At 73.1% G+C, this 22,715-nt stretch carries 24 protein-coding genes; 14 read left to right on the forward strand and 10 right to left on the reverse strand.

Translation table 11 applies throughout. The features are described from left to right. The first annotated feature begins 2 nt into the window (after nt 1–2). Both ACWCO8_RS11915 and ACWCO8_RS11920 read left to right on the forward strand, forming a co-directional pair. Nucleotides 3–1,130, forward strand: a complete 1,128-nt coding sequence (locus tag ACWCO8_RS11915; RefSeq protein WP_451032131.1) for a cobalt-precorrin-5B (C(1))-methyltransferase — start codon at nt 3–5, stop codon at nt 1,128–1,130. A 90-nt stretch (nt 1,131–1,220) separates the two neighbouring features. Further along, nucleotides 1,221–1,295, forward strand: coding sequence for a 50S ribosomal protein bL37 (locus ACWCO8_RS11920; protein WP_414720988.1), 75 nt, complete (start codon nt 1,221–1,223; stop codon nt 1,293–1,295). Nucleotides 1,296–1,358: 63 nt separating this feature from the next. On the opposite strand, the gene cobM is transcribed toward ACWCO8_RS11920, so the two are convergent. Then, a complete protein-coding gene (gene cobM, locus ACWCO8_RS11925) occupies nt 1,359–2,108 on the reverse strand; it encodes a precorrin-4 C(11)-methyltransferase (RefSeq protein ID WP_362005667.1) in 750 nt (249 codons plus the stop codon). Continuing rightward, on the reverse strand, nt 2,105–3,355 hold the full coding sequence (cbiE, locus tag ACWCO8_RS11930; protein WP_451032132.1) for a precorrin-6y C5,15-methyltransferase (decarboxylating) subunit CbiE: 1,251 nt from the start codon (nt 3,353–3,355) through the stop codon (nt 2,105–2,107). Before cbiE ends, cobM begins: the two co-directional genes overlap by 4 nt. Nucleotides 3,356–3,556: 201 nt before the next feature. Here cbiE and ACWCO8_RS11935 point away from each other — a divergent pair, with 201 nt between their 5' ends. The 4 genes from ACWCO8_RS11935 (at nt 3,557) to ACWCO8_RS11950 (ending at nt 6,214) form a co-directional block, all read left to right on the forward strand. Continuing rightward, nucleotides 3,557–4,654, forward strand: coding sequence for an LLM class flavin-dependent oxidoreductase (locus tag ACWCO8_RS11935; protein ID WP_451032133.1), 1,098 nt, complete (start codon nt 3,557–3,559; stop codon nt 4,652–4,654). A 3-nt stretch (nt 4,655–4,657) separates the two neighbouring features. Further along, complete coding sequence (locus tag ACWCO8_RS11940) at nt 4,658–5,284, forward strand: FMN reductase (protein WP_362005660.1); 627 nt, start codon at nt 4,658–4,660, stop codon at nt 5,282–5,284. Nucleotides 5,285–5,345: 61 nt separating this feature from the next. Beyond that, nucleotides 5,346–5,777, forward strand: coding sequence for a universal stress protein (locus ACWCO8_RS11945; RefSeq protein WP_451032134.1), 432 nt, complete (start codon nt 5,346–5,348; stop codon nt 5,775–5,777). Between the two features lie 65 nt (nt 5,778–5,842). Next, on the forward strand, nt 5,843–6,214 hold the full coding sequence (locus tag ACWCO8_RS11950; RefSeq protein WP_451032135.1) for a VOC family protein: 372 nt from the start codon (nt 5,843–5,845) through the stop codon (nt 6,212–6,214). A gap of 1 nt (nt 6,215) precedes the next feature. Here the strand turns inward: ACWCO8_RS11950 and ACWCO8_RS11955 are convergent, their stop codons facing one another. The 7 genes from ACWCO8_RS11955 to ACWCO8_RS11985 all read right to left on the reverse strand — a co-directional run bounded on the left by ACWCO8_RS11955 (nt 6,216) and on the right by ACWCO8_RS11985 (nt 12,351). Continuing rightward, on the reverse strand, nt 6,216–7,082 hold the full coding sequence (locus ACWCO8_RS11955) for an ABC transporter permease (protein ID WP_451032136.1): 867 nt from the start codon (nt 7,080–7,082) through the stop codon (nt 6,216–6,218). Beyond that, nucleotides 7,079–8,047 (reverse strand): ATP-binding cassette domain-containing protein, encoded by a 969-nt coding sequence (locus ACWCO8_RS11960; RefSeq protein ID WP_451032137.1) that lies wholly within the window; start codon nt 8,045–8,047, stop codon nt 7,079–7,081. Before ACWCO8_RS11960 ends, ACWCO8_RS11955 begins: the two co-directional genes overlap by 4 nt. A 197-nt stretch (nt 8,048–8,244) precedes the next feature. After that, nucleotides 8,245–8,625 carry a hypothetical protein gene (locus ACWCO8_RS11965; protein ID WP_451032138.1) on the reverse strand — a complete coding sequence of 127 codons (381 nt, stop codon included), beginning with the start codon at nt 8,623–8,625 and terminating at the stop codon, nt 8,245–8,247. Nucleotides 8,626–8,700: 75 nt separating this feature from the next. After that, nucleotides 8,701–9,147: a RidA family protein gene (locus tag ACWCO8_RS11970; RefSeq protein ID WP_451032139.1), complete on the reverse strand. Its 447-nt coding sequence runs from the start codon at nt 9,145–9,147 to the stop codon at nt 8,701–8,703. Beyond that, nucleotides 9,144–10,334, reverse strand: a complete 1,191-nt coding sequence (locus ACWCO8_RS11975; RefSeq protein WP_451032140.1) for an MFS transporter — start codon at nt 10,332–10,334, stop codon at nt 9,144–9,146. Before ACWCO8_RS11975 ends, ACWCO8_RS11970 begins: the two co-directional genes overlap by 4 nt. Before the next feature lie 49 nt (nt 10,335–10,383). Beyond that, on the reverse strand, nt 10,384–10,857 hold the full coding sequence (locus ACWCO8_RS11980) for an RrF2 family transcriptional regulator (RefSeq protein ID WP_362006151.1): 474 nt from the start codon (nt 10,855–10,857) through the stop codon (nt 10,384–10,386). An 81-nt stretch (nt 10,858–10,938) separates the two neighbouring features. After that, a complete protein-coding gene (locus ACWCO8_RS11985) occupies nt 10,939–12,351 on the reverse strand; it encodes an aminotransferase-like domain-containing protein (protein WP_451032395.1) in 1,413 nt (470 codons plus the stop codon). Nucleotides 12,352–12,438: 87 nt separating this feature from the next. On the opposite strand from ACWCO8_RS11985, the gene ACWCO8_RS11990 reads away from it, so the two are divergent. The 8 genes from ACWCO8_RS11990 to ACWCO8_RS12025 all read left to right on the forward strand — a co-directional run bounded on the left by ACWCO8_RS11990 (nt 12,439) and on the right by ACWCO8_RS12025 (nt 20,299). Then, nucleotides 12,439–13,230 carry an alpha/beta fold hydrolase gene (locus tag ACWCO8_RS11990; protein ID WP_451032141.1) on the forward strand — a complete coding sequence of 264 codons (792 nt, stop codon included), beginning with the start codon at nt 12,439–12,441 and terminating at the stop codon, nt 13,228–13,230. A 38-nt stretch (nt 13,231–13,268) separates the two neighbouring features. After that, nucleotides 13,269–13,703 (forward strand): DUF7144 family membrane protein, encoded by a 435-nt coding sequence (locus ACWCO8_RS11995; RefSeq protein ID WP_451032142.1) that lies wholly within the window; start codon nt 13,269–13,271, stop codon nt 13,701–13,703. Then, a complete protein-coding gene (locus ACWCO8_RS12000) occupies nt 13,700–14,146 on the forward strand; it encodes a hypothetical protein (protein ID WP_451032143.1) in 447 nt (148 codons plus the stop codon). Before ACWCO8_RS11995 ends, ACWCO8_RS12000 begins: the two co-directional genes overlap by 4 nt. A 4-nt stretch (nt 14,147–14,150) precedes the next feature. Beyond that, nucleotides 14,151–15,170 carry an endonuclease/exonuclease/phosphatase family protein gene (locus tag ACWCO8_RS12005; RefSeq protein WP_451032144.1) on the forward strand — a complete coding sequence of 340 codons (1,020 nt, stop codon included), beginning with the start codon at nt 14,151–14,153 and terminating at the stop codon, nt 15,168–15,170. Nucleotides 15,171–15,197: 27 nt separating this feature from the next. Next, nucleotides 15,198–15,437: a DUF2630 family protein gene (locus ACWCO8_RS12010; protein ID WP_362006148.1), complete on the forward strand. Its 240-nt coding sequence runs from the start codon at nt 15,198–15,200 to the stop codon at nt 15,435–15,437. A gap of 57 nt (nt 15,438–15,494) precedes the next feature. Beyond that, on the forward strand, nt 15,495–17,456 hold the full coding sequence (locus ACWCO8_RS12015; protein ID WP_451032145.1) for an FUSC family protein: 1,962 nt from the start codon (nt 15,495–15,497) through the stop codon (nt 17,454–17,456). Between the two features lie 243 nt (nt 17,457–17,699). Then, complete coding sequence (locus ACWCO8_RS12020) at nt 17,700–19,172, forward strand: APC family permease (RefSeq protein ID WP_451032146.1); 1,473 nt, start codon at nt 17,700–17,702, stop codon at nt 19,170–19,172. A 131-nt stretch (nt 19,173–19,303) separates the two neighbouring features. Continuing rightward, nucleotides 19,304–20,299: a hypothetical protein gene (locus ACWCO8_RS12025; RefSeq protein WP_451032147.1), complete on the forward strand. Its 996-nt coding sequence runs from the start codon at nt 19,304–19,306 to the stop codon at nt 20,297–20,299. Between the two features lie 85 nt (nt 20,300–20,384). On the opposite strand, the gene ACWCO8_RS12030 is transcribed toward ACWCO8_RS12025, so the two are convergent. After that, on the reverse strand, nt 20,385–22,463 hold the full coding sequence (locus tag ACWCO8_RS12030) for a PhoX family protein (protein WP_451032148.1): 2,079 nt from the start codon (nt 22,461–22,463) through the stop codon (nt 20,385–20,387). Between the last annotated feature and the right edge of the window lie 252 nt (nt 22,464–22,715).

A 22,715-nucleotide genomic window follows, 5' to 3' on the forward strand; every position in this document is an offset into this window, starting at 1 on the left:
TCGTGAGTGCGGGCGGCGGGCGGGACGCCCAACTCAAGCACACCGGTCTGCGGCCCGGCTGGACGACCGGTGCCTGCGCGACGGCGGCGACGACGGCCGCGTACACGGCGCTGCTGACCGGCGACTTCCCCGACCCGGTGACGATCACGCTGCCGAAGGGCCAGCGGCCCGCGTTCGCGCTCGCGGCGGAGGAGCTGTCCGGCGGCGCGGCGATGGCGGCGGTCGTGAAGGACGCGGGCGACGACCCGGACGTCACGCACGGCGCGCTGATCCGCTCGACGGTACGGCTCCTCCCGGCCGGCTCCGGCGTCGTCTTCAAGGCCGGTCCCGGCGTCGGTACGGTCACCCTGCCGGGCCTGCCCCTGGAGGTCGGCGAGCCCGCGATCAACCCGGTCCCGCGCCAGATGATGCGCGACCACGTGGCGGAGGTGGCGGCCGCGCACGGGGGCGGCGGCGACGTGGAGATCACGGTCTCCGTGGACCACGGCGAGGAGATCGCCCGCTCCACGTGGAACCCGCGGATCGGGATCCTGGGCGGCCTGTCGATCCTGGGCACGACGGGCGTGGTCGTCCCGTACTCCTGCTCGGCGTGGATCGACTCGATCCGCCGGGGCGTGGACGTGGCGCGCGCGGCGGGCCTGACGCACGTGGCGGGGTGCACCGGCTCCACCTCGGAGAAGACGGTGGCGACGCTCTACGACCTCCCGGAGATCGCCCTGCTCGACATGGGCGACTTCGCAGGCGCGGTCCTGAAGTACATCCGCCGCCACCCGGTCGACCGCCTCACGATCTGCGGCGGCTTCGCCAAGCTCTCCAAGCTGGCCGCGGGCCACCTGGACCTCCACTCCGCCCGCTCCCAGGTCGACAAGTCCTTCCTCGCCGACCTGGCCCGCACGGGCGGCGCGTCCGACGCCCTGGCCGAGGAGATCGCCGCCGCCAACACCGGCCTCGCGGCCCTCCGCCTCTGCGAAGCCGCCGGCGTCCCCCTGGGCGACCTGGTGGCCACCCGCTCCCGCGACGAGGCCCTCGCGGTCCTCCGCGGCGCCCCGGTCACGGTCGACATCGTCTGCATCGACCGTGCGGGCACCGTCGTGGGCCGCTCGGCGCCGGCGGGACCGATCCGCGGCTGACATGCGGCCCCATCCGCTCGAACCTAGGCTTGCCAGGACAGAAGGACAGAAGGGTAGAAACCCTGCTGAACCCTACTGAAAGGGAGTCCCATGTCGAAGCGTGGCAACAAGAGGCGGGCGCGCAAGAAGAAGAAGGCCAACCACGGCAAGCGGCCCAACACCTGAACCGCCCGCCGAATCGACGCCCCACGGAGGCCGGGTCCCGTCACGGACCCGGCCTCCGCAGGTTCAGCAGGTGTGGCGGTCGCGGGACGGGTCGTAGAGGTGGCTGTCGCGGAACTGGGAGGCCGCGAGGGTGCGGCCGACCAGGATCACCGCCGTCTTCGTGATCCCCGCCGCCTTCGTCTGCTCCGCGATGTCCGCCAGGGTGCCCCGCAGCACGACCTCGTCCGGGCGGCTGGCCATCGCCACGACCGCGGCCGGGCAGTCCGTGCCGTAGTGCGGCTCCAGTTCGGCGACGACCCGGTCGACGTAGCGGGCCGCCAGGTGGAGGACGAGCAGGGCGCCGCTGCGGCCGAGGGTCGCCAGGTCCTCGCCCTCCGGCATCGGGGTCGCCTGCTGGGCGATCCGGGTGAGGATCACCGTCTGGCCGACCGTCGGGACCGTCAGCTCGCGCTTGAGCGCGGCCGCGGCCGCCGCGAAGGCCGGGACGCCCGGCACGACCTCGTACGGGATGTCGAGCGCGTCGAGCCGCCGCATCTGCTCCGCCACCGCGCTGAAGACGGACGGGTCGCCCGAGTGCAGCCGCGCCACGTCCTGGCCCGCCTCGTGGGCGCGGACGAACTCCGCCTCGATCCGGTCCAGGTCCAGGTCCGCCGTGTCCACCAGGCGCGCGTCCGGCGGGCACTCGGCGAGCAGCTCGCGCGGCACCAGGGAGCCCGCGTACAGGCACACCCCGCAGGACGCCAGCGTGCGGGCGCCCCGCAGCGTGATCAGGTCGGCCGCACCCGGGCCCGCGCCGATGAAGTAGACGGTCATGCTCCAGCTCCTGCTTTCGTTACGGACCACTGCGTGACCGGCATCGCCTGCCGCCAGCCGGTGAAACCGCCCACCGGGACGGCCTGCGCGACGGCCAGCCTGACCAGCTCCCCGCCGTGCTCGCCGTACCACCGCGCGAGCAGCGCCTCGGACTCCAGCGTCACGGTGTTCGCGACCAGCCTCCCGCCCGCCGGCAGCGCCGCCCAGCAGGCGTCGAGCAGGCCGGGGGCCGTCAGGCCGCCGCCGATGAAGATCGCGTCCGGGGTCGGGAGGTCGGCGAGACCCCCCGGTGCCGCCGCCGTGACGACACCGAGCGCCGGGACGCCGAGCGCGGCGGCGTTGCGCGCGATCCGCTCCGCCCGCACCGGGTCCTTCTCCACCGCCACCGCCCGGCAGGAACGGTCCGTACGCATCCACTCGATGCCGATCGAGCCCGAGCCGCCGCCGATGTCCCAGAGCAGCTCCCCGGGCGCGGGCGCGAGCGCGGCGAGCGTCGCCGCGCGGACGTACCGCTTGGTGAGCTGGCCGTCGTGCTCGTACGCCTCGTCCGGCAGACCGGGTACGGCGCCGAGTCGCAGCGCCCCGGGGGAACGGACGAGGTCGAGGGCGATCACGTTCAGGGGGTCCACCGGGCCCGCCTGCGGCCAGGTCTCGGCCGTGGCCTCGACCGTCCGCTCGCGGTCCGCGCCCAGCTGCTCCAGGACCCGCATCCGGGTCCCCCCGAAGCCCTTCTCCCGCAGCAGCCCCGCGACCTCGGCCGGAGTCGAGCCGTCCGCGCTGAGCACGAGGAGCCTGCGGCCGTCGTGCAGGGCGGCGGAGAGCCCGGCGAGGGGCCGGCCCACCAGCGAGACGGTCTCCACGGCCTCCCCGGCCCAGCCCAGGCGGGCGCAGGCGTACGAGACGGAGGAGGGGTGCGGCAGGACGTGCAGGCGCTCGGCGCCCACCGTCTCGGCGAGCGTGCGCCCGATCCCGTAGAACGTGGGGTCCCCGCTCGCGAGCACGGCGACGGAGCGGCCCTCGTGGGCGGCGAGGAGGCCCGGCACGGCGGGCCGCAGCGGCGAGGGCCAGGCGACCCGCTCACCTGGGCACTCGGCGGCGGGCAGCAGATCGAGCTGGCGGGGGCCGCCGATCAGGGCCTCGGCGGCGCCGAGGACGCGGCGGGACCGTGCGGGAAGGCCGTCCCAGCCGTCCGCGCCGATCCCGACGACCGATATCGCGGCCGGTGGGGCTGGGGGAACGGTGCTCACGTCGGCGAACTCTACGGGAGCCCCGGCGAGCCCCTGCGGGCCCCCGCGGGCGCCGACGGCCCAGGTATACGGATAGCTATCCGGTACGGTGGAGGCGGCCAGGAACCTCGCGGAATACGCGACCCGGGTGCATGGTTCGACATGATGGTTTAAGATTCAACCAACAGCCCCACAGAAGCGCCCCAGCGAGAGGTGAGCACGATGCAGTTCGGGATCTTCACCGTCGGCGACGTGACGACCGACCCCACCACCGGCCGCACCCAGACCGAGCACGAGCGGATCAAGAACACCGTCGCCATCGCGCTCAAGGCCGAGGAGGTCGGGCTCGACGTCTTCGCGACCGGAGAGCACCACAACCCGCCCTTCGTGCCGTCCTCCCCGACCACCCTCCTCGGGCACATCGCCGCGCGGACCGAGAACCTGACCCTCTCCACCTCCACCACGCTGATCACCACCAACGACCCGGTGAAGATCGCCGAGGACTACGCCACCCTCCAGCACCTCGCCGACGGCCGCGTGGACCTGATGATGGGCCGCGGCAACACCGGCCCCGTCTACCCGTGGTTCGGGCAGGACATCCGCCAGGGCATCCCGCTCGCCATCGAGAACTACGCGCTCCTCCACAGGCTGTGGAGGGAGGACGTGGTCGACTGGGAGGGCAAGTTCCGCACCGCCCTCCAGGGCTTCACCGCCACGCCCCGCCCGCTCGACGGCGTCCCGCCGTTCGTCTGGCACGGCTCCATCCGCTCCCCCGAGATCGCCGAGCAGGCCGCGTACTACGGCGACGGCTTCTTCGCGAACCACATCTTCTGGCCCAAGCAGCACACCGAGAAGATGGTCCGCCTCTACCGCCAGCGGTACGCGCACTACGGCCACGGCACCCCCGAGCAGGCCATCGTCGGCCTCGGCGGCCAGATCTTCATGCGCAAGAACTCCCAGGACGCCGTACGGGAGTTCCGCCCGTACTTCGACAACGCGCCGGTCTACGGCCACGGCCCCTCCCTGGAGGAGTTCACCCGCGAGACGCCGCTGACCGTCGGCTCCCCGCAGGAGGTCATCGAACGCACCCTGTCCTTCCGGGAGTACGTCGGCGACTACCAGCGCCAGCTCTTCCTGGTCGACCACGCCGGCCTGCCCCTGAAGACCGTCCTGGAGCAGCTCGACCTCCTCGGCGAGGAAGTCGTCCCGGTGCTCCGCAAGGAGTTCGCCAACCTGCGGCCCGCCGGTGTCCCGGAGACCGCCCCGCTCCACCCCGCCGTACAGCAGTCGCAGCAGCAGCAGAAGCAGCAGGAGGCCTGACCCATGCAGACCCTGAAGCTGGTCGCCGTGTCCGCCGGACTCAGCGCACCCTCCTCCACCCGGCTGCTCGCCGACCGCCTCGCCAAGGCGGCCGAGCAGCGGCTGATCGAGCAGGAGTACGTCGTCGAGGTCCAGGTGGTCGAACTGCGCGACCTCGCCGTCGACATCGCGAAGAACTTCGTGACCGGCTTCCCCTCGGGGCAGCTCCAGGAGGCCCTCGACGCGGTGACCGGCGCCGACGGGGTGATCGCGGTGACCCCCGTCTTCACCGCCTCGTACAGCGGTCTGTTCAAGTCCTTCTTCGACCTGATCGACCCGGCCGCGCTCACCGGCAAGCCCGTCCTCGTCGGCGCGACCGGCGGCACCGCCCGGCACTCCCTCGTCCTCGACCACGCGCTGCGCCCGCTCTTCGCCTATCTGCGGGCCCTCGTCGTCCCGACCGCTGTCTACGCGGCCTCGGAGGACTGGGGTTCCGGCGGCGACGAGTGGACGGACGGCCTGCCGTCCCGGATCGCCCGCGCCGGGCACGAACTCGCCGACCTGGTCGCGGCCCGGGGCCCGGCCGGCGACGCGGACGACGACGAGGTCGTCCCCTTCGAGCGGCAGCTCGCCGACCTGCGCCTGGATTGAGCGTCTTTGTTACGTTGGGGGCGTCGGGGGCTGATGCGCCGTACAACGAACGGAGATCGACATGGCCGGCAGGATCGTGGTGGGCGTCGACGGTTCGGAGCCGTCCCTGAAGGCGCTGCGGTGGGCGGCCGGGCAGGCCGCCCTCACCGGGGACGAGCTCCAGGCGGTGACCGGCTGGGAGTACCCGGCGTCCTGGGCGACGCTCATGCCCGGAGTGCCGCCGGAGTTCGACCCGGAGCGGCTCGCGAAGGAGATCCTGGACCAGTCCCTGGCCGAGGCGCTCGCCCCGGACATCGCCGCGACGGTCACCCGCACGGTCGTCAGCGGCAACCCGGCGCAGGCCCTGATCGACCAGGCCAAGGGCGCCTCCCTGCTTGTCGTCGGCGACCGCGGCTACGCGGGCTTCAAGGCGGCGGTCCTGGGCTCCGTCTCCACCAACGTGGCCCAGCACGCGCCGTGTCCGGTGGTCGTGGTCCGGGGCGAGCAGCCCTGAGAAGTCGCGGGCGCGGGTGACGGGTTTGCCGTGCGGCGCGGGCGCCGCGGGCGCATGATGCCCTCATGGACATCAAGCTGGAACTGATCGGCGTACCCGTCACCGACATCGACCGGGCCAAGGCCTTCTACGAGCAGGTGGGGTTCAACGCCGACCACGACATCCCGGTCAGCGACGACATCCGCTTCGTCCAGATGACCCCGCCGGGATCGGCCTGCTCGATCGCCTTCGGCAAGGGCATCACGGAGATGGCGCCGGGCTCCCTCGACAACATGCAGGTCGTCGTCACCGACATCGAGGAGGCCCACGCCGACCTCACCGGGCGTGGCATCGAGGTCAGCCCGATCGACGACCAGCCGTGGGGCTCCTTCGTCTACTTCGCCGACCCGGACGGCAACCGCTGGGCGGTCCAGCAGACCACCCCGCGCCAGAAGTAGCTCACTTGCGGTTGTAGAGCCGCATCGTGATCGCGCCGAAGACCACCACGAGCAGCGCCGACCACCCGAGCGACCAGGCGATGTCCGCCGCCGGCCAGTTCCCGGCCATCAACTCCCGTACCGCCGATGCCAGATGCGACACCGGGCTGTTGTTCACGAAGGCCTGCAGCCAGCCGGGCATCGTCTTCGGGTCGACGAAGACGTTGGACAGGAACGTCAGCGGGAAGATCACCATCATGCTGACGCCCATGACGGACTTCTCGCTGCGCAGCAGCAGCCCGAACATGGTCCAGATCCACGAGAACGCGAACGAGAAGATCACGAGCAGCGCGACCCCGAGCAGCACGCCGACCACGCCGCCCTCCGCGCGGTAGCCGATGATCATGCCGACGGAGAGCATCACCGCCGAGGCGATCAGATAGCGCACCACGTCGCCGAGGAGATAGCCGACCATCGGCGCGGGCCGCCAGATCGGCAGCGTACGGAAGCGGTCGAAGACGCCCTTCTCGATGTCCGTGTTGACCGAGACACCGGTGTACATCGTGATCATCACGACGCTCATCACGAGGATGCCCGGCAGCAGGAACTGGATGTACGCCGAGACCGAGCCGGCCAGCGCGCCCCCGAAGAGGTACGTGTACATCAGCACCATCATGATCGGGAACGCCGTCACGTCGAACAGCTGCTCCGGCACGTGCTTGATCTTCAGCATGGCCCGCCAGCCGAAGGTCAGCGACGCGGAGAGCGCGCTCGGGCGCGGCGGGCGGGTCTGCCCGACGAGCAGCGCCGCGAGCTCGTCCGCCTTCGGGGCGACGAAGTCGAGGGTGTCGGTGGCCTGCGTGTCCTTGCCGGTGGTGACCGTGGTCATGCCGCCGTTCCTTTCGTGTCCGTCAGCGCCAGGAACACCTCGTCGAGGCTGGGCTGGCCGAGCCCGAAGTTGTCGACCGTGATGCCCGCCCGCGCCAGCTCCGACAGGGCCCGGGCGGCCTGCTCGGCGGCGCCCAGGTCCGTGCCGTGGCCGTTCACGGTGGCGGTGAGCGCGACCGGGTCGGGGTCGAGCTGCACGGTGGCCTTGAGGGCCTCCCGGAGGACCCGCTCGGCCTCCGGGCGCTGCTCGGGGTCCCGGAGCCGTACGTGCACCGAGCCCGAGCCGACGGACGCCTTCAGCTCGCCCTTCGTACCCTCCGCGATGACCTTGCCGTGGTCGATGACGGCGATACGGGAGGCCAGCTGGTCCGCCTCGTCCAGGTACTGGGTGGTGAGCAGGACCGTGGTGCCCTGGGCGACCACGGCGCGGACGATGTCCCAGACCTGGTTGCGGGAGCGCGGGTCGAGTCCGGTGGTCGGTTCGTCGAGGAAGAGCAGGTCGGGGGTGTTGAGGATGGACGCGGCGATGTCGATACGGCGCCGCATGCCGCCCGAGTAGTTCTTGATCTGCTTGTCGGCCGCCTCCGCGAGCCCGAACGCCTCCAGGAGCTGCGCGGAGCGTTCGCGGGCGGCGGGGCGGGTGTGGCCGAGGAGCCTGCCGAGCAGGACGAGGTTCTCGGTGCCGGTGAGGTCCTCGTCGACGGAGGCGTACTGGCCGGTGAGGCTGACGCGCCCGCGGACGGTGTCGGCGTCCTTGACGACGTCGTGGCCGAAGACGCTGGCCCGGCCCTCGTCGGGGCGCAGCAGGGTCGCGAGCATCTTGACGGCCGTGGTCTTGCCGGCGCCGTTGGGGCCGAGGACGCCGTAGACCGTGCCGGCCGGTACGCGCAGGTCGATCCCGTCGACGGCACGGTTCGTGCCGAAGACCTTGACCAGGCCCTCGGTCTCGATGGCGAGGTCGGTCATGCGCTGTCCCTCCCGCTGCCGGGTGCGGGGCCGCTTGCCGGGTGCGGGCCCGCTCCGACCAGTCTCCGACGGTTGCCGCCGGGATGCCAGGGGGAACGCGTGTGCGTCACGGCGAGGCGCAGTATTCGGGCGGGCGCGTCACCCCTGACCGGGGGCGCCGCACTGGGCGGGGCGGCCGGGCTCTTCGCGCCGACGGCCTAGGGCTCGTGCGTGTAGATGAGATAGAACGCGGAGACGCCGATGGCCGCCCCCACGATCAGGCCGAGGATCACCGAGGAGAAGATGCTCGCGTCGGACAGGCTGAACAGGAAGCCGATCGCGCAGCCGGCGAGCGCCCCCCAGGCCGCCGCGCGCACTTCGCGGAACAGGCCGCGGCCCCACGTCCTCAGCGCGTACACACCCCCCGCGAGGACGACCCCGCAGACCACTCCGAGCAGGACCTCGCCCCAGGTGATGACGCCTCCGGAGCGCTGGATCGCGGCGGCGTAGATGCCGTAGGCGAGGCCCAGCGTCATGGGCAGGACCAGGCCGTGGGTGCTGAACTGCCGTCGCGTCGGTACCGCTGCGTGTGCGGCCATGGCAGGCGCTCCTTCGTTCTCGCCCCCTCACCCTCAAGGGCACACCCGGAGCGCCCGCCCCCGCAACCGGACGGCTCAGCTCACCGGCCACACCGCGACCGCGTCGATCTCGAAGAGCATCCCGGGCAGCGCGAGCGCGGCGACCCCGCTGAGCGTCTGCGCGGGCAGCCGCTCGCCGAACGCCCCGTGCAGCGCCTTGCCGAGCACCTCCAGCTTCGCGAGGTCGTGATCGACGATGTACGAGCCGAGCCGCACGACGTGCTCGAAGCCGAGCCCGGCGCCTTCGAGGGCGAGCCGGAGGTTGGTGAACGCCAGCTCGACCTGGGCGGCGAAGTCCCCGGGGACGGGGGAGCCGCTCGCGTCGGATGCGTACTGGCCGCCGATGAAGACGAGTTCGCCGGGCGCGGAGACGGCGTGGCTGTAGCCGAAGGGGGACGGGTCGTGGAGGGTGCCGGGGTTGGTGATGGTGCGCCGGTCGGTGGCCGCAGTGGTGGTCGTGGCGGCGTGGGTCTCGGTGCTCATGGGGTGTGCTTCCTTCCGGAGAGTACGGCCGTCAGGCAGGCGGCCAGGGTGAGCGCGGCGCCCGTGGAGAGGACCGCGGTGTACGTGGTCGCGTCGGTGATCAGCCCGCCGAGGAGGGCGCCGAGCGCGAGGGAGAGACAGAAGACGCTGACGTAGAGGCCGGTCGCGTTCTCCACGTCCTCGGGCGCGGCGACGGCCATGAACCAGGACTGCAGCCCGACGGAGACCCCGCCGTACGCGAGCCCCCACAGGATCAGCAGGGCCGCGCCGGCCGGGGGCGTACCGCCCACGAGGGCGAGGGCGAGGAGCGCGAGGGTCAGCCCCGCGCCGAGGGCGGCGAGGGTACGGAGCGGGGAGCGGGCGGCCCGGGGGCCGGTGAGGAAGTTCCCGACGACTCCCGCGGCCCCGTAGCCGAGGAGGAGCGGCCCGACGAACCGCTCGGGCACGTGGGCGTGTTCGACGAGGACGGGCCGTACGAAGGAGTACGCGAGGAAGTGCCCGGTCACGAGGAGGAGAGTGAGCAGCAGGCCGAGGCGGACCCGCGCGTGCCGGCGCGGCAGGTCCCACAGCCTCGGGGCGCGTGCCCTTCGGCTCCCCGGCAGGGCGGGCAGCAGCGTCGCCAGTGCTCCCGTCGCCGCCAAGGCCACCACCCCCACCCCGGCGAACGCCCCTCGCCAGCCGGTCCATTCCGCCACCGCCGTGGCCGCCGGTACGCCGAGCACGGAGGCGGCCGAGACCCCGCCGAAGATCACGGCCGTGGCCCGGCCCACCCCGGCGGCCGGCACGAGCCGGGGCGCGAGGGCGCCCGCGAGGGCCCAGAAGCCGCCGATGGCGACCCCGAGCAGGGCGCGCGCGACGAGCACGGGCGCGATGTGCCCGGCGAGGGCGGTCCCCAGGTTCGCGACGGCCACCAGGGCCATCAGCAGGACCAGGACGGTCCGCCGGTCGGCCCCGGCGGCGCGCTGGGCGATCAACGGGGCGGAGACCGCGGCCACGAGCCCCGGGACGGTCACCATGAGGCCCGCCGTACCGGCGGAGACCCCGAGGTCGGCCGCGACCGGTGTGAGCAGGCCGACGGGCAGCAGCTCCGCCGTCATGACGGTGAAGATGCCGAGCGTGACCGCCCCGACCCGGAGCCGCCCGGACCGGGCCCGGCGGCCATCCTCCTTAACCTGGATATCTAACATCCAGAATAACCCCCTCAAAGAGGCCGGCGCCCAGGCGTCGGCTCGAATCTCAGACGTTCGCGAACCAGCGGCGGATGCGGTCCTGGGCCGACGGCGCCTGGCGTTCCGCCTGTTGCCGTACGTCGTCCAGCGTGCGGGCCGCCAGTTCGCGGCGCCAGGCCAGCTCCGCGGCGCCCATCGCGCCCGCGATCGCGCACTCGGCGGCGTACGTGTCCGCCGGGCCCGCGCCCGGGCCCTGTTGCCGGATCTCGCCGCAGCGGAACGCCTCGTCCGGGCCCTCGATCGCCGTGACGACGTCCATCAGGGTGATCCGGTCCAGCGGTCGCGCCAGCCGGAAGCCGCCCTTGGGCCCGGAGGTGGAGCTGAGGATGCCGGCCCGGGTGAGCGCCTGGAGCTGCTTGTTGAGATAGGCCGCGGGCAGCTCGTGGTACGCGGCGAGACGCGCCGCCGTCACCGCCCGGTCCGGTCCGATCCAGGCGAGGTTGAGACAGCTGTGCAGCGCCCACTCGACGCCCTCGTTCATCCTCATATCCTGGATATTAGATGTCCAGGATCACTTCCGCAACCCGAATGGGTCGTCCCGCAAGCCGGATCGATCCCCCGCTCACTCCCGCCGCTGCCCGCTCCCGTCCGGACCCCGCTCCACCAGCTCCGCGAGGCGCGCGAGCGCCCCCGCCAGGACCGGGAGCGGCGGCGACGCGAGGCCCACGCGGACCGCGTCCGCCGCGCCCCGCGCGAGCCCGCGCCGCGAGGTCGGCCCTCCGCCCCCGCGCCCGTCGACCGCGAACGACGGGCCCGGGGTCAGGGCGATGCCCCGCTCCGCCGCCGCGGCAGTGAAGGTCTCCGCGCGCCAGGGCGGCGGCAGCTCCCACCAGCAGTAGTAGGCGTGCGGCGAGGTACGGATCCGGTACGCGCCCAAGTGCCGCCGGACCAGGGCGTGCCGGGCCGCCGCGTCCGCGCGCTTCGCCGCCACGAGCGCGTCGACCGTGCCGTCCGCCGCCCACCGGGTCGCCGCCGCGAGCGCCAGCCCGCCCGCCGTCCACGCGCCCGAGCGCAGTGCCCGCGCGAGGTCCTCGACTGATACCGAGGAGCCCGGGTCCTCCGGCGCGACCAGGTGGCCGACGGTGAGCCCGGGCGCGAGGCGCTTGGAGAGGCTGTCAACGAGCACCACCCGCTCCGGGGCGTGCGCGGCGAGCGGCGCGGGGGCGTCCGGGACGAGGAAGGCCCAGGTGGTGTCCTCGATCGCGGTCAGCCCCGACTCCCGCAGGACGTCCGCCAGTTCGGCCCGTCGCCCCGGACTCGCCGTCAGGGAGAGCGGGTTGTGCAGGGTCGGCTGGACGTACACGGCGGAGAGCGGGCCCGCGCGGTGGGCCGCCGCGAGGGCGTCCGGGCGCATCCCCTCCCCGTCGAGCCCGATCGGCACGAGCCGTACCCCGAGCCGCTCCGCCACCGTCTTGACCAGCGGATACGTCAACGCCTCGATGCCCAGCGCGCCGCCCGGCGGCACAAGGGCGGAGAGCGCCGCCGCGATGGCCTGGCGGCCGTTGCCCGCGAAGAGCACCCGGTCGGGGTCCGGCGCCCAGCCCGGCCGCGCGAGCACCCGCGCGGCGGCGGCCCGCGCCTCCGGCGTGCCGGTGGCCGCCGCGGGACGGCCGGTCTGCTCGCCCAGGACGTCGGCGCGGGCGAGCGCGGTGAGCGCCCGCGCCATCAGCTCCGACTGGCCTTCCGCCACCGGGTAGTTGAGCTGGAGGTCGACCGGCGCGTCCCCGGTCGCCTCGGCGAGCGCGAGGGCGGCGCCCGGCGGCGGCGGAGCCGCCCGTACGAACGTCCCGCGCCCCACCTCGCCGACGACCAGACCGCGCCGCGCGAGCTCTCCGTACACCCGGATCGCCGTGGAGTTGGCGATCCGGTGACGGCGCGCGAGCACGCGCTGCGGGGGCAGCCGGTCGCCCGGGCGCAGCCGCCCGTCCGCGATCCGCCGCGCGAACAGATCGGCGATCCGCCGGTACTCCTCCACCGGTATGCCTCCCACGCAGTTGGCTCATTGCACCGAGAGCAAAGGATCTCATTGCACCGAGCAGGAGCCCCTGCCTAGCCTCTGACCATGCCTTCCGCAGAGATCAACGGACTCACGATCGGCTACGAGGACCGGGGCACGGGCCCCGCGCTCGTCCTGGTCCACGGCCATCCCTTCGACCGCTCGATGTGGCGGCACCAGATCGACCGCTTCTCGGCCACCCACCGGGTCGTCGCCCCCGACCTGCGCGGCTACGGCGCCACCACCGTCGTCCCCGGCACCACCCCGCTCTCCGTCTTCGCCGGTGACCTCGCCGCGCTCCTGGACCACCTGGGCGTCGAGGAGTTCGTCCTCGGCGGGCTCTCCATGGGCGGCCAGATCGTCATGGAGTGCTACCGCCTCTTCCCCGGCCGGATCCGGGGCCTGGTCCTCGCCGACACCTTCCCCGCCGCCGAGACCGAGGAGGGCAGGGCCGGCCGGTACGCGATGGCCGAGCGGCTCGTCCGGGAGGGCATGCGGGGGTACGCGGACGAGGTCCTGGACCGGATGGTCGCCCCGTACAACACGCACGCCGCGCCCCCCGTCCACCGGATGATGCTCTCCACCGACCCGGAGGGCGCGGCGGCGGCCTTGCGCGGCCGCGCCGAGCGCCCCGACTACCGCGCGCTGCTCTCCACCGTCTCCGTACCGGCCCTGGTCGTGGTCGGCCGGGACGACGCGTTCACGCCGGTCGCGGACGCGGAGGCGATGCACGCCGCGCTGCCGCACTCCACGCTCGTGGTCGTCGAGCGGGCGGCGCACATGCCGAATCTGGAGCGGCCGGAGGAGTTCGACGCGGCGCTCGCGACCTTCCTCGCTTCACTCGTTCGGCCCAACTGAACAGGTCGCTCGCGGGAGGGCGCCCGGACGATGAGCCCATGAGCCAGAACACCGCACCTCCCCGCAGCCAGAACACCGGTACCAGCTCGGCCTGGGCATCCGGCGGCACCATGTTCGCCGGTGTCCTCATGCTGGTCATCGGTGTCCTGGACATCCTCCAGGGCATCGCCGCGATCGCCGAGGACGACGTCTACCAGCGCGTCGGCGACTACGTCTTCAAGTGGGACCTGACCGGCTGGGGCTGGGTCCATCTGATCCTCGGCATCCTTGTCGCCGCCGCCGGCGCCGGAATCCTCAAGGGCTCCGAGTGGGGGCGGGTGGGCGGCATCACGCTGGTCTCCCTGAACGTCATCGCCCAGTTCATGTTCCTGCCGTACCACCCGTGGTGGGCGCTGTTCTCCATGGCCATCTCGATCTTCGTGATCTGGGCCCTGGCCACGGACGACACCTCCTTCGGCAAGGACCGGGTGTGACCCCGACCCCCACCCGTACGCGGGCGATCGCCGCCACCGCCGCCGCCCTCCTCGCCCTGGCCGTCACCGGCTGCACCGAGGAGAACAAGCAGAAGGCGGGCGACATCGTCTCCTCGGCGACGGCGGCCGTGGCCTCGGCCGCCGAGGAGAAGATGAACGAGGTCAAGGACGGGGTCAACGCCACCGAAGAGGTGAAGGCGGGCCCCACCAAGACGGACGGCGACCGGACCACGGCCGAGATCACCGCGACCAACCCGCAGGACAAGAACGCCGACTACACCGTCATGGTCAACTTCCGTGACGGCGGCGGGAATCTGCTCGACGCCGTCGTCCTGAACATCGACGGGGTCGAGCCGGGGAAGTCCAAGACCGGTACGGCGCGCAGCAACCGCACCCTGTCGGGCACGACGACGGCCGAGGTGGCCCAGGCGCTGCGACACTGACGGAGTGGAGCAACTCCTGGCAGCTCACCCGTCCTCCGTGCCCGAACCCGCCCCGACGACCCCCCGGCCCAGGCGCCGCATCGCCGCCTGGGCCGCCGGTCTGCTGGTGGCCGTGCCGACGGTGGTCACCGGCTGCCGGCTCCTCGACACCGACGCCCTGACGCCCGTACCGCAGGCGCTGTCGTTCCTGCCCTGGCTCACCGTCCCGGCCGCCCTCGCGGCCCTGCTCGCCCTGGCGGCCCGGCGCCGCCTCCTGGCCGCCTGGTCGGTGCTCGTCCTCCTGGTGACCGCCTGGTTCACGCTCCCGTACGGCCCGGCCACCACGACCGCGCGCGGCCCGGTCGTCGAGCGGCTGCGGGTGCTCGCGGCGAACGTCGAGTTCGGCGAGGCGACGGACGCGCTCGTCGAGGCGGCCCGGCGGGAGCGGCCCCAGGTCGTCTACGTCTCCGAGTGCGACCCCGCGTGCGTCGCCACCCTCGCCTCCAGCCTCTCGACGGCTCTCCCGCACCGGGCCGTCGTGGACGGCGCGGGCTCGACGGGCTCGGTGATCCTCAGCGCGTACCCGCTGACCGCCCGGCCCCCGATCCCGGCCGCGATGGGCATGCCGGGCGCCACCGCCACGATCGGCGGCCGGAGCGTCGAACTGCGCCTCGCGCACCCGCTGCCGCCGATCCCCCGGCAGGTCGAGGCGTGGCAGCGCGAGCTCGGGCGGGTGGCGGACTTCGCGGGCGCCGCGCACCGCGCGGGCGGCCCGGTGCTCCTCGCCGGCGACTTCAACGCCTCCCAGGACCACGCCGCCTTCCGCGCCGTCCTCGACACGGGCCGGCTCCACGACGCGGCCCGGCTCGCGGGCGCCGCCCGGACCCCGACCTGGCCGCGCGAGCTGGCCCTGCCGCCGTACGTCCAGATCGACCATGTGCTGGTCAGCGGCGACTTCCGGGTGCGCGGCGCCCGCTTCCTGGACCTGCGGGGCTCGGACCACCGGGCCGTCCTGACCGATCTCGACCTGCATGCGGGCCGCTGATCGGCCACGCTGGACTGTATGGACCACATGCACGACGACCAGCAGATCCTGGCGAACATCGGCAGCCTCGTCGAGGAGGAGCGGGCGCTGCGGCAGCGGATGGGCGGCCTCCTCCCGGAGGAGCTGACCCGCCTCGCCGAGCTGGAGGTGCAACTGGACCAGGCGTGGGACCTGTTGCGCCAGCGCCGCGCGAAGGCGGAGTTCGGCGAGGACCCGGACACGGCCGCCGTACGCCCGGCGGCGGAGGTGGAGGGGTACCGCAACTGACGGCCCAACTCGGGGCGAACCCCCCTAACCCGCGCACCGCCCGCGTACCGTGACCCCATGGCACGCCCCGGACGCCTCACCCCGCCCACCTGGCTCACCGCAGGGCTGCGGCCCGCGCCCGCGCCGATTCCGTGGGCCGCCGTCGCCCGTGCCTCCGTCGCCCTGTCCGCGCCGCTCGCCGTGGGCCTCGCCGTCGACGAGCCCGTCTACGGGGCCCTGGTCTCCATGGGCGCCCTCTCCGGGGTCATCGGGGACACCGCCGACGCGTACCGGATGCGGTTCTACAACATCGCCGTCCCCCAGCTCTTCGGCGCCCTCGGCGTCACCCTCGGCAGCCTCGTCTACGGCTACGGCTGGCCGGCCGTCGTCGTGCTCACGCTCATCGCGCTCGTCTCCGGAATGATCTCCTCGATCGGCGCGGTCGCCTCCGTGTCCGGCCTTCTCCTGCTCCTCAACGCGGTCGTCGGCGCCGGGCTCCCGATGCCCGAGCCCTGGTGGAAGCCGCCGCTCCTGCTGGCCCTCGGCGGGTGCGTCGTCCTCGTCCTGACCCTGCTCGGCTGGCCGCTGCGCGGCCTCGCCCCCGAGCGGACCGCCGTCGCGGGCACCTACCGGGCCGTGGCCGACGTCCTCGAAGCCACCGGGACGACATCCGCGTACGAGGAGCGGCGCCAGGCCGTCACCACCTCGCTCAACCAGGCGTACGACCTCGTCCTCGCCCGCCGCGCCCGCGAGCACGGCCGCGCGCCGATTCTCGTCCGGCTGCTCGCCCAGCTCAACGCCGTCATCCCGCTCGTGGAGGCCGCCCCGGCCGCGCACATCGCCGCCGTCCGCTTCCACCGCCCCCTGCCGCCCGCGATCCCGGCCGCCGTGCGCGACCTCGCCGACGCCGTCGAGGAGGGCCGCACCGGCACCCCCGTCCTGGACCTCCCCCAGGCGAGCCGGCCCGCCGAGAAGGCCGTCGACCACGCCCTGCGCCACGCGGCGACCGTCGTCCACAGCGCGGAGCCGAACCCGTACAACGTGGACGACCGGCTCGGCCGGCCCGCCGCCCTGCGGGTGCGGGTCCGCCGGGTCGCCCGGGGCGTGCTGTTCTCCGAGGCCTCCTGGCGGTACGGGCTGCGGCTCGCGCTCTGCATCGGCCTCGCCCAGGCGCTGGTCTCGCTGATCGACGTGCCCCGCTCGTACTGGGTCGCGCTCACCGTCACCTTCGTCATGAAGCCCGACTTCGGCTCCGTCTTCTCCCGGGCCGTGCTGCGCGCGTTCGGTACGGCCATCGGCCTCGTCACCGCCGCGCTCGTCCTCGCCGAGGTGCCGCGCGGCTGGTGGGACGTGCCGGTGATGTTCGTGCTCGCCGGGCTGATCCCCGCCTTCTCCGCGAAGGGGTACGCCTTCCAGACCGCGGCGATCACCCCCGTCATCCTGCTGCTCTCCGACCTCCTCAACCAACAGGGCTTCGACCTGGTCCTGCCCCGGCTCTACGACTCCCTCATCGGCTGCGGGATCGCGCTGATCGCCGGCTACCTCCTCTGGCCCGAGTCCTGGCACAGCCGCATCGGCGACCGCCTCGCCGACTCGGTCGCCGACACCGCCGCGTACGTGGCCCAGGCGTTCTGCGCGCCCGAGGAGGAGGACCCGGGCGCCCGGGTGCGGGCCCGGCGCAAGCTCTACCGCGATCTGTCGGCCGTACGCTCCGAGTTCCAGCGCGCCCTCACCGAACCGCCGCCGACCGGCACGGTCGCCTCCGCCTGGTGGCCGCTGGTCGTCGCCGTGGAACGGATTGTCGACGCGACGACCGCCGCCCGGGTCCGCGTGAACCACGGCGCGCCGCCGCCCGACCCGGCGGAAGTGGAAGCCGTGGAGCAGCAGTTGCGGGAGCTCGCGGACGGACTGCGCGGCACGGACGTGCTGGTGGAGGTACGGGCCGAACTCACCGGCGACGAGGAGGGGGCGCTGGCGCCCCTGCGCCAGGAGGTGAGCGCGGCGCGAGCCATTGCCACGCCCCGCGCGGCGGCCCAGTGAGCCGGAGGGGATCGGCCGCTCCTCCCCTTCCAAGATCGGCCCAAACGCCCCTGCGGGGGCGCACGGATGCCCTTACCGGCGGTCACTGAACGGAACCCTCCATGCCGCCGTTACCGGAATCCCTCGGGGCGACTACGATGCGCTCGATTCACCTTGATCCGTGCCCGAACCGGCGAACAACTCACGCGACGAGCACGGTCACTTCGTCCTGCACCGCTCCCGTGCCCCCCAAGGACATCCGCCATGCGCACCACCACCGGCAGAGGGCTCCAGCCCAATGTCCTCGGGACCTTCGACACCATCGTCATGGCCGTCGCCGGCAGTGCGCCCGCCTACTCCCTGGCCGCCACCACGGCCGTGCTCTTCGGCGCGGTCGGCCTGGCGGGCCCCGCGGCGCTGCTGTACTGCGCGATCCCGATGCTCGGCATCGTCCTCGCCTACGCGCGCCTGGGCCGGATCGACGTCAACGCGGGCGCCGGATACTCCTGGGTGGGCCGTACGCTCCACCCCTTCCTCGGCTTCCTCTCCGGCTGGGCCCTCGTCGTCTCCGCGACCGTGTTCATGGTCGCCGGTTCGCTGCCCGCCGGGGCCCTGACGCTCTCCCTGATCGACCCCGCGCTCGCCGACAACACCCCGCTCGCCGCCGCCGTCGGCGCGGGCTGGTTCGTGATGATGCTGCTCGTCGTCCTGGGCGGGGCCCGGCTCACCGTACGGGCCCAACTGCTCATGTCGGGCGTCGAGCTGCTGATCCTCGTCGCGTTCATCCTGGCCGCCCTGGTGCACCGGGGGCACGCGACCGCGTTCGACTGGTCCTGGCTCGGCTTCGGCCACTTCGACGGCCCGGCGGGTTTCGCCTCGGGCGCGCTGATCGCCGCCTTCTACTACTGGGGCTGGGACGTCACCAGCAACCTCAGCGAGGAGACCCGCGACAGCCGCCGTACGGCCGGGCTCGCGGCGCTCGTCGGCGTCGGCGTCGTCTTCCTGCTCTTCGAGGCGTTCACGATCGCGGTCAACGTGCTCCTGACCTCCGACCAGATCCAGCAGGGCGGCGCGAACGTGCTCGCCGTCCTGGGCCAGGAGATCTGGCCGGGCGTCGGCGGAAAGCTGCTGGTGGTGGCGGTGCTGTTGTCGACGGTCGCCACCCTCGAGACCACTCTCATCCAGGTGACCCGCTCGCTCTTCGCGATGGGCCGCGACCGCACGATGCCGACCGCGCTCGGCACCGTGCACCCCCGCTGGAACACCCCGTGGGTCGCGATCGCCGCCGTCGGCGGCGCCGCGCTGCTGATGTTCTGCGCGGCGGCGGCCGCCGGTTCGATGAGCCGGATCCTGCGCGACGCGGTCTCCGCGATCGGCCTCCTCATCGCGTTCTACTACGCGCTCGCGGGCCTCGCGGCGGTCGTCGCGTACCGGAAGATGCTCCTGACGTCCGTACGGAACTTCGTGATCGGCGGCGTCTGGCCGATGCTCGGCTCGGCGTTCATGCTGTGGGCCTTCGTCGAGTCCCTCGGCGAACTGTCCACGACGGCCCGGGTGGTGGGCCTCGGCGGCCTGCTCGTGGGCCTGGTGCCGATGCTCGTGTACTGGCGCCGGGGCAGCGCGTACTACCGCCCGGCCCGACTCGACGCGGCACGGGCCCTGGCGGCGGCGGAACCCTTCGCGCCGAGCACACCGAGGGCGCGCAGGGCGGACGAATCGCTGTCGACGGACTTCTGACACGACGGAGTTCCGGGGGCGAAGCAACGCCAGCCCCGACTTCCGCCTCCTGCCTACTGACGACTGGCACCTGACTCCCGTCCCCCGATTCCTGGCTTCTGACTTCTTCCGACTTCCGAGGGAGGACCTGGATGGCCGCACTCCGCCGATCGGCGCGCTCGGCACGCTCGGCACGCTTCACGCCCGTCTTCGACCCCGACTTCGGCGACCGGGCGCTGACCGTGGCGCGGCACGACATCGTCATCGGCCGCTGGCAAGGCGTACGGGACCTGCTGCGGGAGACGGGCGAGGACTGGGCGCGCCGGACGCACCGGGTACGGCTTCTCGCGCACGCGGCGGCGGGCAGTTCGGCGGTCGAGTCGTGGCGGGCGGCCGAGCCGGACAGCCCGGACGCGGCGGTGCTGCGGGCGGCGACCGAGGTGGTACGGATCTTCGACACGGCGATCGCGGCCGGTCGGGGCACGGTCGTGGACCGAGGCCGGGTCGACGCGACGGTCGACGCGTGCCTGCGGGCGGCGGAGGCGGCGCCGGCCGACCCGATGCCGTGGGTCTCGCTGCTCTCAGTGGCGCGGCTGTACGAGGGCGGGGTGACGCGGCGGCAACTGCGGCAGTGGTTCGACGAGTTGCGGCACCGGGACCCGTACAACACCGAGGGTCACGCGCAGGTGATGCGGTACCTGTCGGCGCGCTGGCACGGCACGCACGGGGCGATGTACGACTTCGCGCGGGACGCGGCGGGCGTGGCGCCGCCCGGTTCGCCGCTGCCGGTCCTGGTGCAGGTGGCGCGGGTGGAGGAGTACCGCTACATCGCGGACGGGGCGCTGGGGCGGGGCCCGGTGCGCGGGTTCGACCAGCACTGGAAGCACGAGCTGGCGGTGGACGAGCTGCGCCGCACGCACCAGCGCTGGATCGGCGGCCGGGAGCAGGGCACGGAGGTGGCACCGGAGGAGGTGCCGGACCTCAACTACCTGGCCCATGCGGCCTGTTATGCCGGCCAGGTGGAGGTCGCGCGGGAGGTCCTCGGGATGCTCGGGACGCGGGCGGCGTGGGTGCCGTGGGCGTACACGGGGGAGCCGGAGGAGCAGTTCACGCGGTTCAGGGAGGGCTTGGGCCTGGGCCCGGTGTGAGGGGCGGTGCGAGGGGCGGGAACGTACCCCACCCCTCACACCACCGACTCACTGACTCACTGACTCACTGACGTCCGTACTCGACTCAGACGCCGATGTCGCGGCCGTCCTTGCGCCAGACGGAGACGACGGCCGGGCGGACGATCTTGCCGGGTCCGTCGGGCCACTCCGACTTCGGGTTCTCGACGGACGCGCCGTCGAGCTCGCCCGGGTGCTGGACGGCGACGATGACGCGGCGGTCCTGGATGATCGGACCGCAGGTCTCGGCGCCCTTGGGGACGGTCAGGAACTGCTTGAGCTCACCGCGCCGCTCGCCCTGCGTGGCGACACCGAACAGGCCGTCGTGCGAGCCGAGCTGGGCACCGTCGGTGGAGATCCACAGGTTGCCGTGCGGGTCGAAGGCGACGTTGTCCGGGCAGGAGATCTGGGAGACCTTCTCCTTCGGGTAGCCCGCGAAGTACGTGGCCGGGTCGTTCGGGTCGCCGGCGACGAGGAAAAGGCGCCAGGCGAAGCCGTCGGAGGTCGGGTCGTCCCAGTTCTCGGCGAGCTCGAGGATCTGGCCGTGCTTGTTCAGGTTGCGCGGGTTGGCCTCGTCGGCGGGCGCCTTGCCGGCCTTGCCGCGGTCGGTGTTGTTGGTGAGCGCGACGTAGACGCGGCCGGTGCGGGGCGACGGCTCGACGTCCTCGGGGCGGTCCATCTTGGTGGCGCCGACCTTGTCACCGGCGAGGCGGGTGAAGACGTACACCTCTTCGGCGGTCATGCCCTCGACGTGCGAGACGTTGCCGGTGGCCAGCGGGATCCAGACGCCGGAACCGTCGAACTCGCCGTCGGACGGGTGCTTGCCGGTGCCGTCGATCTGGGCGGCCGGGCTGTCGCCGGTCAGCTTGGCGACGTAGAGGGTGCCCTCGTCGAGAAGGGTGAGGTTGTGCGCGCGGGCGGCCCGCGAGTTGCCCTTCATCATCCGCTTCGAGGAGACGAACTTGTAGAAGTAGTCGAAGCGCTCGTCGTCGCCCATGTAGACGACCGGGCGGCCGTCGGCGGTGAGGCGGGGCTGCGCGGCCTCGTGCTTGAAGCGGCCGAGCGCGGTGCGCTTGCGCGGGGTCGACTGGGGGTCGTACGGGTCGAGCTCGACGACCCAGCCCTGGCGGTGGACCTCGTTGGGCTCCTGCTTGAGGTCGAAGCGCTTGTCGAACCGCTCCCACTTGCGCTCGGAGGCACCGGTGCCGACGCCGTAGCGCTTGTCGGTGGCGCTGGAACCGTTGGCGAAGTACTGGTTGAAGTTCTCCTCGCCGTGCAGCGTGGTGCCCCACGGGGTGGTGCCGCCGGCGCAGTTGTTGAGCGTGCCGAGGACCTTGCGGCCGGTCGGGTCGGCGGAGGTCTTGAGGAGCGCCGAGCCGGCGGCGGGGCCGGTCAGCTCGAACTCGCTGGTGGTGTGGAGGCGGCGGTTGAGCGAGTGCCGGGTGACGGGCGTGAGCTTGCCCGAGCGGCGCTCCTCCTGGACCACGACGACGGAGAGACCGTGGGCGGCCCAGGCGATCTCGACCTGCTCGCGGGTCGGGTTGGCGGCGTCGTAGCCGCGGAACATCAGGATCTCGTCGGTGTACTCGTGGTTCGCGACGAGGACCTGGCGGTCCCGCTCCCCGTGGAGGGGCAGGAGGCTCAGGAAGTCGTTGTTGTAGCCGAACTGACCGGCCTGGGCGGCGGCGGTCTGCTTCTCGGCGTCGAAGGCCGGGGCGCCGCGGAGGATGGGCTCGCCCCAGCGGATGACGATGTTCTGCTCGTAGCCGTTGGGGACGGTCACCTTGTCGGCGGTGTTGGGCGCGACGGGCGTGAAGCGCAGACCGCGGGCGCCGTCGGGGCGGTGGACGCCCTTGGCGACGGCGGAGGCGGCGTCGGTGCCGGCGCCGGGGGCGGCGGCGACGGCGGGCGAGCCGCCCGAGCCGACGACGGCGCTGCCGGCGGCGGTGGCGACGGTCACGACGGCGGCGGCGCGCATCATGGAACGGCGGGAGTAGACGCCGGCTATGACGTCGCCGACGTACTCGTTGCCGCTGGTGTTCGGCACCTCGTGGAAGCAGGCGTCACCACAGCGGAACCGGCAGGTGAGGGCGGAACGGCCGCCTCCGTGCGGGTTGGTGCTCAGCAGCGGCAGCAGTTTGCGCACTTGGTCCTCCTCCGGCGCACACTGCGCCGCCCCTTGGTCCCGACATGGTGTCGGGAATTGGTCCGGCGGTGACGTTATGTGCACACATCTGCACGGGGGCGGCGCGGAAGTGAACGGTGCATGAATGGGCAGGAACGGAGGCCCGTTCGGGGGCCGTTCGCGGGCGTGGCGCGGGCCGCGCGGGGGCCGGGGAGGGTCGATTATGGGCCACCGAAGGCGCGACACCCGGGGCCGCTAACCTTACGTGTCCGC

This window comes from Streptomyces sp. NPDC001927 (assembly GCF_053594455.1).